17 protein-coding genes and 1 pseudogene are annotated in these 15709 nt (G+C 66.0%); 3 read left to right on the top strand and 15 right to left on the bottom strand.

What is annotated here, in order from left to right; genetic code table 11:
• The first annotated feature begins 69 nt into the window (after nucleotides 1-69).
• Nucleotides 70-807 (top strand): dienelactone hydrolase family protein, encoded by a 738-nt coding sequence (locus J0J01_RS16760; RefSeq protein ID WP_296382561.1) that lies wholly within the window; start codon nucleotides 70-72, stop codon nucleotides 805-807.
• A gap of 1 nt (nucleotide 808) precedes the next feature.
• On the opposite strand, the gene J0J01_RS16755 is transcribed toward J0J01_RS16760, so the two are convergent.
• The 7 genes and pseudogenes from J0J01_RS16755 to J0J01_RS16725 form a co-directional block, all read right to left on the bottom strand.
• Entirely contained in the window at nucleotides 809-1021 is a 213-nt protein-coding gene (locus tag J0J01_RS16755) for a hypothetical protein (protein ID WP_296382559.1), read from the bottom strand.
• Between the two features lie 301 nt (nucleotides 1022-1322).
• Nucleotides 1323-2423, bottom strand: a complete 1101-nt coding sequence (locus J0J01_RS16750; protein ID WP_296382557.1) for a hypothetical protein — start codon at nucleotides 2421-2423, stop codon at nucleotides 1323-1325.
• A 39-nt stretch (nucleotides 2424-2462) separates the two neighbouring features.
• On the bottom strand, nucleotides 2463-3245 hold the full coding sequence (locus tag J0J01_RS16745) for a hypothetical protein (protein WP_296382555.1): 783 nt from the start codon (nucleotides 3243-3245) through the stop codon (nucleotides 2463-2465).
• Nucleotide 3246: 1 nt separating this feature from the next.
• A complete protein-coding gene (locus J0J01_RS16740; protein WP_296382553.1) occupies nucleotides 3247-3759 on the bottom strand; it encodes a VOC family protein in 513 nt (170 codons plus the stop codon).
• A gap of 16 nt (nucleotides 3760-3775) precedes the next feature.
• A complete protein-coding gene (locus tag J0J01_RS16735) occupies nucleotides 3776-4168 on the bottom strand; it encodes a glutathione S-transferase family protein (protein ID WP_296382677.1) in 393 nt (130 codons plus the stop codon).
• 57 nt (nucleotides 4169-4225) lie between these two features.
• Nucleotides 4226-4318, bottom strand: a pseudogene (locus J0J01_RS16730) (glutathione S-transferase N-terminal domain-containing protein); the annotation flags it as partial.
• A gap of 152 nt (nucleotides 4319-4470) precedes the next feature.
• Complete coding sequence (locus J0J01_RS16725; protein WP_296382552.1) at nucleotides 4471-6048, bottom strand: ABC transporter substrate-binding protein; 1578 nt, start codon at nucleotides 6046-6048, stop codon at nucleotides 4471-4473.
• A 69-nt stretch (nucleotides 6049-6117) separates the two neighbouring features.
• Between J0J01_RS16725 and J0J01_RS16720 the strand changes: the two genes are divergently transcribed.
• Nucleotides 6118-7071 carry a tripartite tricarboxylate transporter substrate binding protein gene (locus tag J0J01_RS16720; protein ID WP_296382550.1) on the top strand — a complete coding sequence of 318 codons (954 nt, stop codon included), beginning with the start codon at nucleotides 6118-6120 and terminating at the stop codon, nucleotides 7069-7071.
• A 317-nt stretch (nucleotides 7072-7388) separates the two neighbouring features.
• Here the strand turns inward: J0J01_RS16720 and J0J01_RS16715 are convergent, their stop codons facing one another.
• The 8 genes from J0J01_RS16715 to J0J01_RS16680 form a co-directional block, all read right to left on the bottom strand.
• Nucleotides 7389-8558, bottom strand: coding sequence for an MFS transporter (locus tag J0J01_RS16715; protein WP_296382548.1), 1170 nt, complete (start codon nucleotides 8556-8558; stop codon nucleotides 7389-7391).
• Nucleotides 8559-8705: 147 nt separating this feature from the next.
• Nucleotides 8706-9620, bottom strand: a complete 915-nt coding sequence (locus tag J0J01_RS16710) for a CoA ester lyase (RefSeq protein WP_296382546.1) — start codon at nucleotides 9618-9620, stop codon at nucleotides 8706-8708.
• A gap of 152 nt (nucleotides 9621-9772) precedes the next feature.
• Complete coding sequence (locus J0J01_RS16705) at nucleotides 9773-10999, bottom strand: CoA transferase (RefSeq protein WP_296382544.1); 1227 nt, start codon at nucleotides 10997-10999, stop codon at nucleotides 9773-9775.
• An 88-nt stretch (nucleotides 11000-11087) separates the two neighbouring features.
• Nucleotides 11088-11567 (bottom strand): MaoC family dehydratase, encoded by a 480-nt coding sequence (locus J0J01_RS16700; RefSeq protein WP_296382543.1) that lies wholly within the window; start codon nucleotides 11565-11567, stop codon nucleotides 11088-11090.
• Nucleotides 11567-12727: an acyl-CoA dehydrogenase family protein gene (locus tag J0J01_RS16695; protein ID WP_296382541.1), complete on the bottom strand. Its 1161-nt coding sequence runs from the start codon at nucleotides 12725-12727 to the stop codon at nucleotides 11567-11569. The genes J0J01_RS16700 and J0J01_RS16695 overlap by 1 nt, the downstream gene beginning before the upstream one ends.
• The gene (locus tag J0J01_RS16690; protein WP_296382540.1) at nucleotides 12727-13215 is read right to left on the bottom strand and encodes a MaoC family dehydratase; all 489 of its coding nucleotides are present in this window, start codon (nucleotides 13213-13215) and stop codon (nucleotides 12727-12729) included. The genes J0J01_RS16695 and J0J01_RS16690 overlap by 1 nt, the downstream gene beginning before the upstream one ends.
• Nucleotides 13216-13262: 47 nt before the next feature.
• A complete protein-coding gene (locus J0J01_RS16685) occupies nucleotides 13263-14609 on the bottom strand; it encodes an MmgE/PrpD family protein (RefSeq protein ID WP_296382538.1) in 1347 nt (448 codons plus the stop codon).
• A gap of 27 nt (nucleotides 14610-14636) precedes the next feature.
• Entirely contained in the window at nucleotides 14637-15233 is a 597-nt protein-coding gene (locus J0J01_RS16680; RefSeq protein WP_296382536.1) for a class I SAM-dependent methyltransferase, read from the bottom strand.
• Between the two features lie 55 nt (nucleotides 15234-15288).
• Here J0J01_RS16680 and J0J01_RS16675 point away from each other — a divergent pair, with 55 nt between their 5' ends.
• Nucleotides 15289-15708 carry a hypothetical protein gene (locus J0J01_RS16675; RefSeq protein WP_296382535.1) on the top strand — a complete coding sequence of 140 codons (420 nt, stop codon included), beginning with the start codon at nucleotides 15289-15291 and terminating at the stop codon, nucleotides 15706-15708.
• The last annotated feature ends 1 nt before the right edge of the window (nucleotide 15709 follow it).

The raw sequence follows: 15709 nt of genomic DNA, 5'->3' as shown, positions 1-15709 counted from the left end.
CCCATGGGCTTTTTGGTTGTGTCGAGCCTAGCAAGGTGGTGGCATGCCCGCAAAGCGGGAGTGAACGCCATGATCGAGAGTACGCTGGACATCGCCACCAAGGACGGGGCGATGGAGACCTTCATCTGCCATCCCGACCGCGGAGCGTACCCGGTGGTGCTGTTCCTGATGGATGCCCCGGGCATCCGCAGCGAGCTCCATGACATGGCGCGGCGGCTGGCGACGGTCGGCTATTACGTGATGCTGCCCAACCTCTATTACCGCGCCGGCAAGGACACGAAATACGGGCCGGACGTGCTGGAGAAGGGCAGTGCGGAGCAGGCCCGCATGCGGGCGGTGCGAACCAAGATGACCATCCCGCCGGTAATGGACGACGTCGCCGCCATGATTGCCCATGCCGATGCGCAGCAGGCAGCGAAGAAGGGACCGGTCGGCACCCACGGCTATTGCATGAGCGGGCCGTACTCGCTGGCGGCGGCGGCTCGCTACCCGGACCGCATCGCGGCTGCGGCGTCGTTCTACGGCACCTGGCTGGTGAGCGATGCGGTCGAGAGCCCGCACCTGACGCTGGGCAAGGCCAAGGGCGAGCTCTACATCTCCTGCGCCGAGCACGACGAGCTGGCACCGCCGGACATGGTCAAGGAGCTGAAGGCGCTGTTCGACAAGTCGGGCAATGGCGGCGAGCTCGAGATCCAGATGGGCGTCCATCACGGCTTCGCCTTTCCCGAGCGCTGGTGCTACGACAAGCCGGCCGCCGAGCGACATTGGGAGCGCCTGATCGCGCTCTATCGGCGACGGCTGGGCTAGGTCAGCCGCGATACTGGCCGACCAGCGCGTCGACGAAGTTCCGGATGCGCTCGGGAAAAGCTGCCGCCTCCATCGACTCCGGCGGGACAGGCGGATCGCGGCGCAGCGCAGCCAGGGTGCCCAGCATCTCCTCGCGCGTGCGCAGCGCCGTTCCGTCCAGGATAGCGCGGTAGACGACCAGCTTGGCCAGCGACTCGTCGTGGAGCGGACGCATGGCGGCCCCCTCGGCGCCTCGTCCCTTCAAGGACGGCAACCGCACGACGAGCTCGGTCGCCCGCTTCATGAAGCGGGCCCGGATTTCAGCTTCGTTCCACACCCCTGTCACGCAATGGGTTCTATGTTGAGAAAATTACTCAGGCCTTACGCGGCCTGAGTTGTCACGCGTACGCTTGCTCACCGACCGCCGGACGACTCTGTGGATGGAATCGCGACCGGCTCCCGGGTCAGTCCCCCCGCGTACGTACGTCCCCATAGTATAGACAGATCATTGCAACGTCATTCCGCGCCCCAGCGGTTCACTTCGGCGGCGCGTCCGGTTTGAACTTTTGGACCCGCTTCCCGGTGTCGACTTCGCCGGTATAGACGTTGCCCTTGGAATCGACCGCCAGGGCGTGAACCCAGTGGAACTGGCCGGCCTGGCGGCCGGAGCGGCCGAAGCCGCCGACCGCCTGGCCGTCGCTCCGCCGCAGGATGCGCACCAGGTTGTTCTCGCCGTCGTTGTTGAGCATCCAGGTCTGGTTGGCGTCCGGCCACATCGCCAGCCCCCAGGTCGATCCCGCACCCAAGGTCGGCTTTTCATAGAACCATTCGGTCACGAAGGTACCGTCCTTCTTGAACACCTGGATGCGGTTGTTGGTGCGGTCGCAGACATAGACATGGCCGTCGCGTGACAGCGTCGCGCAATGCACCGGATTGCCGAACTGCTGCGAGAGCGGTGCATCGGGACTGTAAGCCGGCTGCTTGTCGTCGTTCGGCTTCTTGCCGTAGGCGCCCCAGTAGCGCTTGAATGCACCGGTATTGGAATCGAACACGATGACGCGCCGGCTGCCGTAGCCGTCCGCGACGTAGAGTTCGTGCGCCTCCTCGTCGACCGCCAGCGTCGCCGGCCGGCCGAGCCGGGTGGTGTCGTTGCTGCCGCCGGTCGGGCCGGCGACGCCGATGGTCAGCTGATGCTTGCCGTCGCGCGTGAACTTGTAGATCGCGCTGTCGTCGTTGGCGTTGCCGGAGATCCAGACCGAGCCCGCGCGGTCGACCCAGATGCCGTGCTCGTTGGCGACCCACGGCTTGGCCTCGGGGAAGCCCCAGCCCTGGATGTAGTTGCCGTCGGCATCGAACTCCATGACCGAGGGCGCGGGGGCACAGCACGTGTTGCGCGGCGGCTTCAGCGTGGCGCCTTTCTCGTCGTCGGTCAGCGTGCGCGGCCGCTGCAGCACCCAGACATGGTCGTCGGAATCGACCGCGATGTGGGCGACCTGGCCGAGCAGCCAGTTGTTGGGCAGGGGCTTGGGCCAGGAGGGATCGACCGTGAACTGCGGCACCGTCTGGGCGGCTGCGGTCAGGACAAGATGGGGCGAGGCGGCCAGCAGGAAACCCGCCAGCCAGGCAAGGGCACGCATCGTTCGTTTCCTCCGCGAAGCCGCCGGTTCCGGCGGTCGTTACCGGCGTTGAGCTTGGCAGGTGGCGAAGCTCAAATCCATCTGGGTCACGGCGCGGCCGTCGTTGCTCGAGACCCAGAGGTGCTTGGGCAGCAGGAAGCCCGTCACGTCCTGGTACTCGATGCGCAACTGCAGGCTGGCTGTCGGACCGGTCGGGAGCTGCCGGTACTGGCCCTGGACGGCGGTCAGCAGCAGGCCGCTGGGCGACTTCACGAACTGAGGCTGGATCACGCTGCTGGTCTTGGCGCTGACGATGCGCGTCGTTTCGATCGTGTAGTCGTGCCGCATCACCAGGCCGACGGCGGTCTGGCCTTCCTTGTAGTCGACGATCCACAAGCCGTGCGCCTCGGTCACGTCGGCGGTGGCCGGCGGGATCGCCGAGGTCATCACGAATGGCCCCCAGGTATCGAAGAAGCCGGTGAGGGCCTGCTCGATGCCCGAGGTGACGAGCTTCAGCGCCTCGGTCTCCTTCTCGGTGCTGCCCAGGCCGCCGGGCGGATCGATATGCATGACCTTGGAGCGCTGCCCCGGCACCAGCTCGACGCCGAAAGTGAGGGCGCTCAGGACCTTGTAGGCCTTGTCGGCGGCCGCCGGATCGGCGCGCCGGCGGGCGGCCAGGACGGCATCCCAGTTGGGCGTCGCCAGGCACGTGAAGCTGATGAGCCCCTCGCGGCGCAGGCTGTAGTAGGCCGCTCGCGCCGCATCGAGCGTCTCCTTGCCGTCGGTCAGCGCCTCGTTTGCCAGCGGTAGCAGGCCGAGGACGAGGGCCGCCAGCCGCTTCACGTCAGGAAGCGGCGACCGCGGCCGGCTTCTTGCGCTTGGCTACCTGCCAACCGTCGAGGATGTCGCGGGCGTGGTTCTTGCTCGCGTCCATCGCCGCCTCGGTGCCGGGCACCTTGGCGGTCAGCTCGATCACGTAGCCGTTGGGATCGCGGAAGTAGATCGAGCGGATGAACTTGTGGTCGGAGATGCCGCGCACCTCGCGGCCTTCGTCCTTGCCGCGCTTGAACATCGCCTCGAGCGCTTCGGGCGTGACCTCGAGCGCGATGTGCAGGTCGAAGTCGTGCTGCTCCTTGAACTCGAACGGCATGTCGGGCGCCTCGAAGAAGGCGAGGCATGAGCCGTCGTCGAGCTGGAAGAAGGAGTGCAGCACGCCGGTGCCGGTCTTCCGGCCGGTCTGGGTCGTCTCGATCGTGAAGGCGTTGACCAGCGGCAGGCCGAGGAAGTCTTGGTAGAACTTCCGCGTCTCCTCCGAATCGCGGCAGCGGTAGGCGTTGTGATGCAGGCCCTTGATCATGGCTGCGCTCCTTTGCTCACACCGTCGCCCAGGGCTTGCCTTGGGTCGAGGCGCGGAAGCCGTTGAAAACCTCGTTCACTTTCTCGTAGTTCGGCTGCTTCTTCACGGTGTCGATCCAGCGCTGGACATTGGGGTAGTCCTTGAGATCGCAATGGATCAGCTCACCAATACTCATGATCGCCGAGCCGAGATAGTCCGCGATGGTGATCTGGTCACCGCAGATATACTTCTTGCCGCCCGCCAGCCAATGGTCGTTGAGGACCTGCAGCCAGGTCTTGCAGCGCTCCTGCGCCCACGAGATCGTGCCGGCATGGGCCTTCTCGTCGGGCCGCTTGTGGTGCGGGAAGAGCTGCGGATAGACCAGGCCATAGCCCCAGTCCTTGTAGAAATTGGAGTTGAACCAATCCATCGCCTCGTTGACCCGGGCGCGCTGCTTCAGGTCCTTCGGATAGGCGGGCGAATCGGCCTTCTCCGCGAGGTAGCGCAGGATCGCCGCGCTCTCGGTCAGGCGGAAGTCGCCGTCCTCGAGCATGGGGACCAGGCGGTTGGGGTTCTTCGAGCTATAGGCGGGCTCTTAGTGCGCGCCCTTCAGGATGTCGACGACCTCCATCTCACAGGCGATGTTGTTGTCGGCGAGGAACTGCATCACCGGACGGCACGCGGTGGAGACGGGATGCGTGTAGAGCTTCATGGTTACCTCCCAGTTACCGGTTACCGATCGATCCAGACGTCTTCGAAGCGCCAATGGTTGTAGACCGTGTTGACGGCCAACTTTACGCCTTTCACTTCGGGCCGCCAGCAGGTGGCGCCCTGGCCGTGCTGGATCACGGGACGGGCACCATCTTCCTGCAACTTCCTGTCGATCTCCCAGACCAGTGTCTGGCGCGCCCCGATGTCGGCCATGCGTGACTGCTGGTCAAACAACTTCTCGGTCTCGGGATTGCAATAGTTCGTGTAGTTGCGCTCCGAGCCGCAGGAATAGGTCTCGTAGAACACGACGTCCGGATCGTCGATGCCGACGCCCTGGATGTTCATACCGACCGCATAGTCCTTCTTGAGCAAGCGGTTGTACCAGACCGCCGTCTCCAGCGGCTCGAGCTCGGCCTGGATCCAGACCTGCTTGAGGTGGTCGATCAGGATCACCGCCTGGTCGCGATAGCTCGCGATGTTGCGGGTCGAGACCTTGATCCTGAGCGGCTTGTCGGGGCCGTAGCCCAGCGCCTTCATGATCTGGCGGCCTTGCTCGCGCTGCTTCTCGGTGTCGGCGCCGTAGCCCGGGACGGTCTCGAGCACATCCGGCGGCATGCCCCACAGGCCTTCCGGCGGCGGCAGCATGGCGCCACCCAGCCGGTTGGTGCCCTGGGCGATGATCTCGGTGAAGGCCTTGCGGTCGATCGCCAGCACCATCGCCTTGCGCACCTGGGCATTGTCGAACGGCGGCCGGTCGCGGTTGACCAGCAGGTTGCCCTGCGTGTTGGTCGGCTGGTAGACGCATTGCGCCCACGGCGCCTGGGCCTTGAGGTCCTGCAGCGCCGGGGCCGCGATGTCGGCGGTGAAGGTCAGGTCGTACTGGTTGGCGACGAAGGCGAGCAGCGAGGTGGCGCGGCTCGGGATGATGCGGAACTCGATCGCGTCGAGCAGCGGCTTGCCCTTCTTCCAGTAGTCCGGGTTGCGCGCGAGCTTGATCGACTCGTTCTGCTTGAACTCGACGAACTTGAACGGGCCGGTGCCGATCGGCCGGGTCCGCATCTGGGCGGCGCCGACATGGCAGGGATAGACCGGCGAGAAGGCGCCGGCGAGCATGGTCAGCACCGAAGGCTGCGGCCGCTTGAGGTGGAAGGTGACCTCGCGCTCGCCGTTGGTCGTCACCTCCCTGAGGTTGAACCACCACGACTTGCGCGGATTCTTGCGCAGCTTCGATTCGTCGCCCCGCAGCATGTCCCAGGTGCATTTGACGTCGGCCGAGGTGAAGGGCTTGCCGTCGTGCCATTTCACGCCGTCGCGCAGCTTGAAGGTGAGGGTGGTGCCGTCGGCGCTCCACACCCATTCGGTCGCGAGGTCGGGCACGATCTGGTCGGGCCGGTTCTGTTTGCTGTCGGGATCGAACACGACGAGGTTGTTGTAGACCGACATGAACGGCATGACGGTCGAGATCGTCGCCTCCTCGTGGATCGAGGCGCTCGGCGGGTTGTCGCGATGGCTGACCCGCAAGGTGCCGCCGGATTTCTGCGCGAAAGCCGGGCCGGCGAGAACGGCCACGATCGCCGACAGCATCAACATGCGCCGCATGACGTTCCTCCGTTTGTTTTGCTTGTGTTTATTATTTGAAGGGACGCTAGCACGGCGTAGGGTCGCGCGATGATGCGTTTCCTTACCTGTCTGCTCGTCGGAATTCTGCAGGTCGCGCCGCTGGCCGCGCAGGACTTCCCCAACCGCCCGATCCACATCATCTCGCCGTTCGGGCCGGGCACGGCGACCGACACGGTGGCGCGGGTGATCGGCGCCGAGCTCACGCGCCTCACCGGCCAGGCCGCGGTGGTCGACAACAAGCCCGGCGCCGAAGGCCAGATCGGCGCGCAGGCCGCGGCGACGGCGGCGCCCGACGGCTACACCATCTTCGTCACCACCCAGACGACGCAGTCGATCAACCAGCATGTCTACAAGAAGCTGATGTACGACCCGGTGAAGAGCTTCGAGCCGATCAGCGGCCTGTCGGGCGGGGCGCAGATGGTGATGGTGCGCAACGACCTGCCGGTGAAGACGATCCCCGAGTTCATCGCGCTGGCCAAGGCGCAGCCCGGCAAGCTCACCTTCGGCAGCGGCAACGGCTCGGCGCGAGGAGCGGCGGAACTGTTCCGGATCATGGCCAAGGTCGACCTGCTGGGCGTGCCCTACAAGACCCAGCCGCAAGTCGTTGCCGACCTGCTGGGCGGCCGCATCGACGTCACCTTCAGCGACTTCACGGTCGGCCTGCCGCCGGTGCGCGACGGCCGGGCGCGGGGGCTGGGCGTCACCAGCCTCGAGCGCTATCCCGGCCTCGAGCAATATCCAGCGGTGGCCGAGTTCGTGCCCGGCTACGAATCGCGGCCGTGGAACGCGGTCTACGCGCCGGCCGGCACGCCGCGGCCGATCATCGACAAGCTGAACGCGCTGATCCGCGAGGCGGTCGCCTCGGAGGCCTATCGCAACCTGCTCAAGACCACGCTCGCCGTGCCGTTCCCGTGCTCGCCCGAGGAGCTGGCGGCCTTCCAGGCCAAGGAGACGATCAAGTGGGGCGAGATCGTCCGCACCGCCGGGATGCAGGAGCCCTGAGGCCGTCCCAAACCGTCCCATGGCCTGGGACGGCTTGGATGCCGATGGCAGCGGCATCCAAGGCCTGTGAGTCCCGAAATTTCGGACGACCCCTCCGCAGGAGGGATGTTTTTCTGTGCTCTGGGCCAGGAACTCGGGAACGCTGACCGGAACAGAACGCAAGGCGGACATCATGCTGCGCGCGACTCTGCATCACCGCGCGGCAAAAACCTATTTTGGGCATTGGCTTCGATTTTTAGGCCCGGGAATCAGGGACCGATTCGCGTTCCAATGCCCATAATGAGACTCGCGCGCGCGGCCTTTTCCACAGCCTGTGTCTAAGCGCGGCGCGCTTCGGCGAGTTGCCAAATTGCGCTGAGGAGCACGCAGACGGCGACGGCGAAGAATGCCGCGCGGTAGCTCACGGCGGAGGCGATGGCGGCGAAGATCGGCGGCCCGAATACCGCGCCGGAGAAGGCCAGCGCCGTCTGCACGGCGGCGATGGCTGCGGCCTCGCCGGGCGGCGACAGGTGCGCGAACTCGGCCTGCGAGGTGCCGTTCCAGCTGATCACCACCGAGCCGTAGGCCATCACGATCAGCGCGATCAGCCAGAGCGGCGTTCCGGCGCCGATCAGGCCGGTGGCGGTGGAGCCCGCGGTGATGCCGATGCCCGTCCAGCCCAGGAGCTTCATACGCGGCATGCGATCGCCCATGCCGCCGCTCACCAGGCGGACGGCGGCACCCACGATCTGCGACAGGAACAGCAGGAAGCCGGCGCGGGCGATGCTGAGGCCGCAATGCTCGTAGAGATAGGTGACGAGATAGAAGGTGAAGGTGTGCTGGGCGATGACATAGACGAAGGCCGAGCAGCCGAGCACGCGGAGCTGCCGGTGGCGCAGGACGAAGCCGACCGAGCGCCAGATGTGGCCCTTGGCCCGGCTCTCGACCGTGATGACGTCGAGCCGGGGCCGCAGCGGCTCGACCAGGATCGCCGCCAGCAGCAGCATGGCCGCGGCGACCAGGCTGCCGCCGCGCCAGCCGACCCACTGGATGAGGGCCGGGAAGAGGAGGCCCGCCAGGGCGAAGCCGAGCGGCGTGCCGGTCTGCTTCACCGAGAAGACCATGCCGAAATATTCGCGCGGCACGCGCTGGGCGAGGATATGGGCCGAGGCGGGATTGATCGGACCCTGCGCCACGCCGATGAACAGCACCGCGCCGACGGTCGCGCTGACCAGCGCCAGCGAGTTGAGCGCCAGGCCCGCGGCGCCCATCAGCAGCGCGCCCTGGCAGACCCGCACCGCGCCCAGCCGCACGATCGGCCCGGCCGCCGCCAGTGCCGCGACGGTCGCGACGCCGTAGATGATGGCGGTGAAGACGCCGACCAGCTTGGCATCGATCGCAAGGTCATGCGCCACCACCGGCATCATCACGCCGAGCGACAGCACGCTCATCGAGATCATCACCTGGATGGCGAGCATGCTCGCCACCGGCACGATAGAGCGTTTCACCTCGTTACCTCCCCCGTCTGACGGGGGAGGTGGCCCGAAGGGCCGGAGGGGGAGAGCGACGCGAAGACTTTCGATCCATTCGGTTCAAGCGCATCCGGTGGGGCCTTCCCCCTCCTGTATCCTCCCCCGTCTGACGGGGGAGGAGGACTACATCCCGAACAAATCAGCCTTGTTCAGGATGGTGTTGCGCAGGATGCGGATCGAGGCGACGTCGACCATGATGCCGTCGACGTTGATCGCGCCCAGGCCCTTGGCCTCGGCTTCGGCGTAGGCCTGCTCGAGCTTGCGCGCGCGCGCCACGTCCTCGGGCTTGGGCGAGTAGATCTCGAGCGCGTGCTCGATCTGCGAGGGATGGATCGCCCACTTGCCGACGCAGCCCAGGATCATCGAGCGGCGGCACTCCTCGCGGTAGGCTTCGGGGTTCTTGAAGTCGGCGAACGGGCCGTCGACCGGATCGATGCCGGCGGCGCGGCAGGCCATCACCAGCCGGAAGCGGGCGTAGTGCCAGATGTCACCGGGGTAGCCGTCGGACTCGCCGACATTCCGGTTGGTGACGCCCATCGACGCCGAGAAGTCGCCCATGCCGAACACCAGGCATTCGAGCCGCGGCGTGCAGGCGGCGATCGCGTCGACGTTCTGCATGCCCTCGACCTCCTCGATCAGGGCCTCTAGGCCGATGCGGTTCTTGAGCTTGAGCTTCTTCTCCATCTGATTGAGGAGCTTGTCGGCGAACAGGATGTCGGCGGTCGTCTGGACCTTGGTCATCATGATGGTGTCGAGATGCTCGCCGGCGCCCTCGACGATCTCGATGATGTCCTCGTAGGCGTACTCGGTGGTGAGGTCGTTGATGCGCACGCAGCGCGTCTTGCCCTTCCAGTTCAGCTCCTTGAGCGCGGTGACGATCTTCTTGCGGGCGTCGCGCTTCTGGCTCGGGGCGACGGCGTCCTCGAGGTCGAGGAAGACATGGTCGGCCTTCGATTCAGAGGCCTTCTGCATCATCTTCTCGCTCGAGCCGGGGGTCGAGAGCTGGACGCGACGGGCGCGGCGGGGACGGCTGGTCATGGTCTTCTCCTCTTCATAATCACCTCCCCGTCACACGGGGGAGGCAGGGAGGGGGAGAGCCGCAGTCGCGCTCATTGCCTTCCCCCTCCTCGGTCCTCCACCGTCTGACGGGGGAGGAAGTCTGATGTCTCTACATCCTCTCGTGAGCCTTCTCAGGCGACGATCTTGCCGGCGCGCAGGCAGTCGATGTCCGCCCAGCTGTAGCCGATGGACTTCAGGTACTCGTCTGTGTGCTCGCCAAGCAGCGGCGCGCGATGGCGCACCCTGCCGGGCGTCTCGGTCATCTTCACCGCGACGCCGGCGATCTGGACCTCGTGGTCGAGGCCGGGATGCGGCACCCAGGGCAGCATCTCGCGCGCCTTGAAATGCGGGTCGGCGACGATGTCGCGCACGTTGTAGACCGGCGAGAACGGCACTTGCCCGCCGAGATGCTTCAGCAGCTCCTGCTTGGTGCGCTGCTGCGTGAACGCCGACACCGCGGCGATGATCGCCTCCTGGTTGGCGCGGCGATCCTGAACCGTGACGTTCTTCGGATCGGTCGCCATCTCGGGCCGGTCGATCAGCCGGCACAGGATCGGGAAGTGCTGGTCGGCGTGCGCGGCGATGGTCACGAACCCGTCCTTGGCTGGAAACATGCCAAAGGGGCAGAGCAGGGGATGGTGGTTGCCCTCCGGAACCGGCAGGGTCTGCGCGAAGGAGTGCTGGTGCATGATGCGCTCGCAGACCGCGAGGATGGCGTCGACCATGCCGACATCGACGAACTGGCCGCGGCCGGTCCTGTGGGCGCGGAACACCGCCGAGACGATGCCGAAGGCACAGGTGATCGCCGGGATGATGTCGCCGACGCCGGGGCCGACCTTCATCGGCGTGTCCTTGTCCGGCCCGGTGATCGCCATGATGCCGCCCATCGCCTGGCTGATCACGTCGTAGGCCGGGAAGTCGGCGTAGGGGCTCTTGCCGGTGCGCGGATCGCCGAAGCCGCGGATGGTGGCGTAGACCAGCTTCGGATTGCGCGCCTGCAGCGCCTCGTAGCTGAGGCCGAGACGGTCCATCACGCCGCCGCGATAGTTCTCCACGACGGCATCGGCTCCCTCGCAGAGCTTCATCACCAGCTCGCGGCCCTCGGACTTCTTGAGATCGATCGCGATCGACTTCTTGTTGCGGTTCACCGAGGCGAAGTAGCCGCCGAACGCCCGGAGCTTGTCGTCGACATGATAGGGCCCGATGATCCGCGTGTGGTCGCCGTCCAGCGGCTCGACCTTGATCACCTCCGCGCCCTGGTCGGCCAGCAGCATGGTGCAGAACGGGCCGGCCAGCATCTGCGTGAGATCGACGATCCGGACGCCGTCGAGGGCTCCGAGGACAGAGGCGTCAGTCATTGAGTCTTGTCATCCCGAGCGCAGCGAGGGATCCATGCGCAGCGGCAGGATAGATCCCTCGCTTCGCTCGGGATGACACCACTGTTGATCACTTGTCTCCCCAGTGACTGCGCCGCTTGATCAGCACCCAGCGCTCGCCCTCGAAGATGTGCTTGTCGTCCTGGTTCACGCCGTAGTGCTTGAAGCGCACGATGCCGGCATCGGCGCGGTCCGAGTCGCGCGCCTCCATGACCTCGCTGTAACAGTACAGCGTGTCGCCGTGATAGAGCGGCCCCTTCAGCCGGATCTTGTCCATGCCGAGCTCGGCCAGGGCGTTCTCGGCAGTGTCCTGGGCGGCGAGCCCGATGCACATCGAGATGGTGACGCCGCCGAAGCCCAGCCGCTGGCCGTAGTTGGTGCCTTTGGTCAGATGCTCGTTGAAGTGGGCCTCGGCCGTGTTCATGGTCACGTTGGTGATCCAGACCTGCTCCAGCGGCTCCACGGTCTTGCCGCGGGCGTGCTTCAGTACGTCGCCGACCTGGAAGTCCTCGAAGTAGTTGCCGGTTCCGGTTAACGCGGAGACTTGCATCAGTTCCTCCCGCGGCCGAGCAGCCGGTCCGAGATGATGCGCTTCTGGATCTCCGACGTGCCTTCGAAGATCTTGGTGAGGCGGGCGTCGCGCCAGTGACGCTCGACCGCGTGCAGCGTGGTGTAGCCCGCGCCGCCGTGGATCTGGATGCCTTCCGAGCACACCCGCTCGGCCATCTCCGAGGCGAACAGCTTGACCATCGAGGCTTCCTTGTCGCAGCGCTGGCCGGTGTCGATCTGCTCGCAGACGAAGTAGTTGAGCTGCCGCGCCGCCTCGATCTGGGTCGCCATCTCGGCGATCTTGAAGCGGATCGCCTGGAAGTCGGAAATCGGCCGGTCGAACTGCCGGCGCTCGCCGGCATAGCGGATCGAATCGTCCAGCGCGCCCTGCGCCAGGCCGATCGCCCGGGCGGCGGTGTGGGCGCGGGCGGTCTCGAGGCCCGAGGTGGCGTAATAGAAGGCTTGGCCTTCCTCGCCGATCATGTCCGCGGCCTCGACACGGAAGTTGTCGAAGGCGAGCTCATAGGTCTTCCAGCCGAAGTAGCCGATCTTGGGGATCGGCGCGCCATTGATGCCCTTGGGCAGGGTGCCGCGCTTCTTCTCGACGAAGAACATCGACAGGCCGAGATGGCGCTTGCCCGCCGGCGCGTCGGAGGTACGGGCGATGATGATCAGGAAGTCGGCGCCGTCGGCGAAGGTGCACCAGTACTTGTTGCCCGAGATCAGGTAGCCGGTGCCGTCCTTCCTGGCGCGGCAGGAGATGTTGGCGATGTCGGATCCGGCGTTCGGCTCGGACATCGAGAAGGCGCCGAGGAACTCGCCCTTGGCCATGCGCGGCAGGTACCTGCTGCGCTGCTCCTCGCTCATCATGTGGCTGCCGATCAAGAGGTTGCCGCGGGCGATCAGCGAGGCGACGCTCATCCAGCCGCGCGACAGCTCCTCGGTGACCAGGCAGTACTCGAAGCAGCCGAGGCCCAGGCCGCCGTACTGCTCCGGAATGAGGATGCCGAAGTAGCCGAGCTCGGCCATCTTGTCCCGCAGCTCCATCGGGATGTCGCCCTTCTCGGGGTCGAGCTTGTTGGCGACCGGCAGGACCTCGTTGAGGGTGAACTCGCGCGCCTGCTCCTGAATCATGCGGCGCTCTTCGGTGATGTAGGGCATTAGGCGGACGTCCTTTGGCGAACGAGATTGGTGCGCTTGAAGTCGATGACCTTCTCCTCGCGCTGGTTGAAGCCGGTGGTGTGCCAGGTGACGATGCCGAAGCCTTTGTGGCTGTCCGACAGGCGGCGGTCGAGCACGACCGATTCAGCGCGCAGCGAATCGCTGGGATAGACCGGCTGATAATAGGAGAGCTGGTTGACGCCGAGGAACGGCCCGCCGCCTTCGCTGAGATCCTCGACCGTCAGGCCGAACACCGTGGTGAAGACCAGCAGCGGGTTGGCGACGATGCCGGGATGGCCGTGGGCCCGCGCGTAGGCGGCGTTGTAGTAGTGCGGATTGAAATGCAGGGTCAGGGTCGAGAAGAGGGTGGTCTCCGACTCCGTGATCGTCCGGCCCCAATGGTGCTTGAACACCCGGCCGGGCTCGAAATCCTCATAGCGGTTCCCTTTGGGCACGAGCCGCGCCCGTGCCCTGAAGTTATCCGACATTCTCTTCCCTTCGTATCATTCCTCCCCATCTGAATGGGGAGGGATTTCTAGCCCTTCGTCGAGGCGCGGGCCAAGTCGCCTACATCGCTCAGCGAGTCAATACGTTCGATGGCGTCATGCAACCGCCGTGCCCCGGCGGCGCCCAGCACCGGCGTCACCAGGCTGTCGAACTTGGTCTCGAGCGCCCGCCGCTGCTTGCCGACGTCGGCCCACGGAATGCCCGAATCGTGGCTGGCCTCCAGCGTCGTGCCGTCGTCGAGCTGGATCGACACCTCGGCCAGCGACTTGGTCCAGCCGTCCTGGAACTCGATCGCTACCTTGTCGCGCAGCGCCTTGATGCGCGGCTCCTGCGTGATCGCCTCGTTGTAGGAATCGACGTTGGCGGTGTCGACGCCGGCCAGCGCCATCGCGAGCGTCTGGCGCAGCGAGAACTTGGCCTCCAGCCCCGTGGCCGGGTGCGGGATGTTGCACACCTTGTCGGCGCCCGATTCGATCTTAAGCGTGATCTTCTTCACCCGTTCCGGCGGGAAGTTGCTCTTGAGCCGGATCTCCTTGCCGCACTCGATCGGCGAATGGGTCAGGTAGCAGCTCGCATGGTACTTGAAGAGGTTGTTGCGCAGGTGCCAGCCCGACGGCGGCTCGGCCAGCGCCGATTCGATCTCGAGGTGATCGCTCTGCGACGACGCGAAGCCCTGGTCGCATTCGAGCGAGTCGCCGCGGGCGGTGAAGCCCTTGGCGGCGAGGCGGGCGGCGCGCAGGCCGTGCTCGGATGCGGTGCCGGCATGCAGCGGCTTGCACATGGTGCCGAAGTTGGACTTGAGACCGGCGGCCTGCGTGGCGGCGATGCCGAAGGCGACGGCGAGCTGCACGTCGGTGAGGCCGAGCATGCGACCCGCCGCAGCGGTCGCGGAGAAGGAGCCGACGGTGCCGGTGACGTGGAAGCCCTTCAGGTAATGGCTCGGCGCCACGAGCCGGCCGACGCGGCCCGAGGTCTCGTAGCCGGCGATGAAGCTTTCGACGAACAGACGGCCCGACGCCTTGATCTGCTCACCGAGCGCGAGCAGGGCAGGCACGACGGTCACGGTCGGATGGCCGCCCATCGCGAAGTTGACGTCGTCGTAGTCGAGCGCGTGGCTGGCCGCGCCGTTGATCAGGGCGGCGGCCGACGGCAGCGTCTTCTCGCTGCGGCCGACCAGGCTGGCGCTACCCTTGGCACCGTCCTCCATCGCCTCGCGGATCAGGATGTCGGTCAGCTCGTCCTGGGCGCCCGACACGGTGACGGCGAACCAGTCGAGCAGGCACTGCTTGGTGCGCTCGACGAGATCGTCGGGGAAATCGGTCCAGGCGAGATGAGCGGCTTTCTTGGCGATTTCGGCAGTGACGGCGACGGCCATGCGGGACCTCCTGGGGAAGCGGTAAGTCTATCGCTTCCGGGCGACGATGTGGAAGATATGCCAGTGCTTGGGTTTGCCGCGCGGCGTCGTGCTGTCGGCCTCTTCCTCGTCGAACATCTCGATATCGAAGCCGTCCAGAAGCGCGACGGCCGCGTCACGTTCGAGGAAGGTGATGCCGGGCCGGCCGATCCAACCGTCACGCGGACCATACCACTGGCCGCTGAAGCGACCGCCGGCGGGCAGGGCCTCGACAATCCGCGCCCACAATTCGTGAAATCGCTCCGGCTCGCAAAGCGGCATGGCGAAGCTGGAGTTCACCAACTGCAGTCCGAGCGGCAGCGGCACGTCCTCCATGCGCGAGACGATCGGCGTGATTTTTTCGGAGCCGGGCAGGTTGCGCTCGGCCAGCTTGGCCAGCGCCTGCGGCTCGGCATCGACGGCGACCACGCTCCAGCCGCGCCGCAGAATTTCGACGACGTCACGTCCATCGCCACAGCCGAGATCGATTGCGAGCGATTCCACCGACGCTTCGCCGAATGCGTCGAGCGCGGCGATCAAGGTGCTGCGCGGCGGTCGGTCGCGCAGTTCGTCGTAGTACTCCGACCATCCCTGAGCTTGTGGCATTGCGCTTCGTATGATTCTATCGCGCCAACGATATCAAAGCGTTCCCGGAGGAAACATGAAGAAGTGGGCGTCGCTCGTGACCGCCGCTGCGTTCGTTTGGGCCCCGTTGGCCGCGCACGCCAACATCAAGGCGCTCGAAGAGGCAGCCAAGAAGGAAGGCGAGATCACCTGGTACACGGCGCACTACACTTCCGAAGGCGCGGAAGAGCTGGGCGCGACCTTCACCAAGATCTACGGCGTCAAGGTCAACGTCGTGCGCACCACGGCGCAGGTCGCCTACCAGCGCCTGACCCAGGACATCAAGAACAACCAGATCATCTGCGACGTCTTCTCGTCGACCGACCCCGGCCACTATGTGCGGCTCGCCGCCGAGGGACGCTTCGAGAAGTACACGCCGGAGAACGCCGCCAAGATCTCAGAGGTGTTCCGCAACATCGATCCCACCGGCTTCTATCACACCACCTCGTCGGGGTAGG

It is taken from the genome of Reyranella sp., assembly GCF_017305915.1.
Taxonomy (GTDB): domain Bacteria; phylum Pseudomonadota; class Alphaproteobacteria; order Reyranellales; family Reyranellaceae; genus Reyranella.
This window is presented reverse-complemented; position numbering and strand designations above follow the sequence as displayed.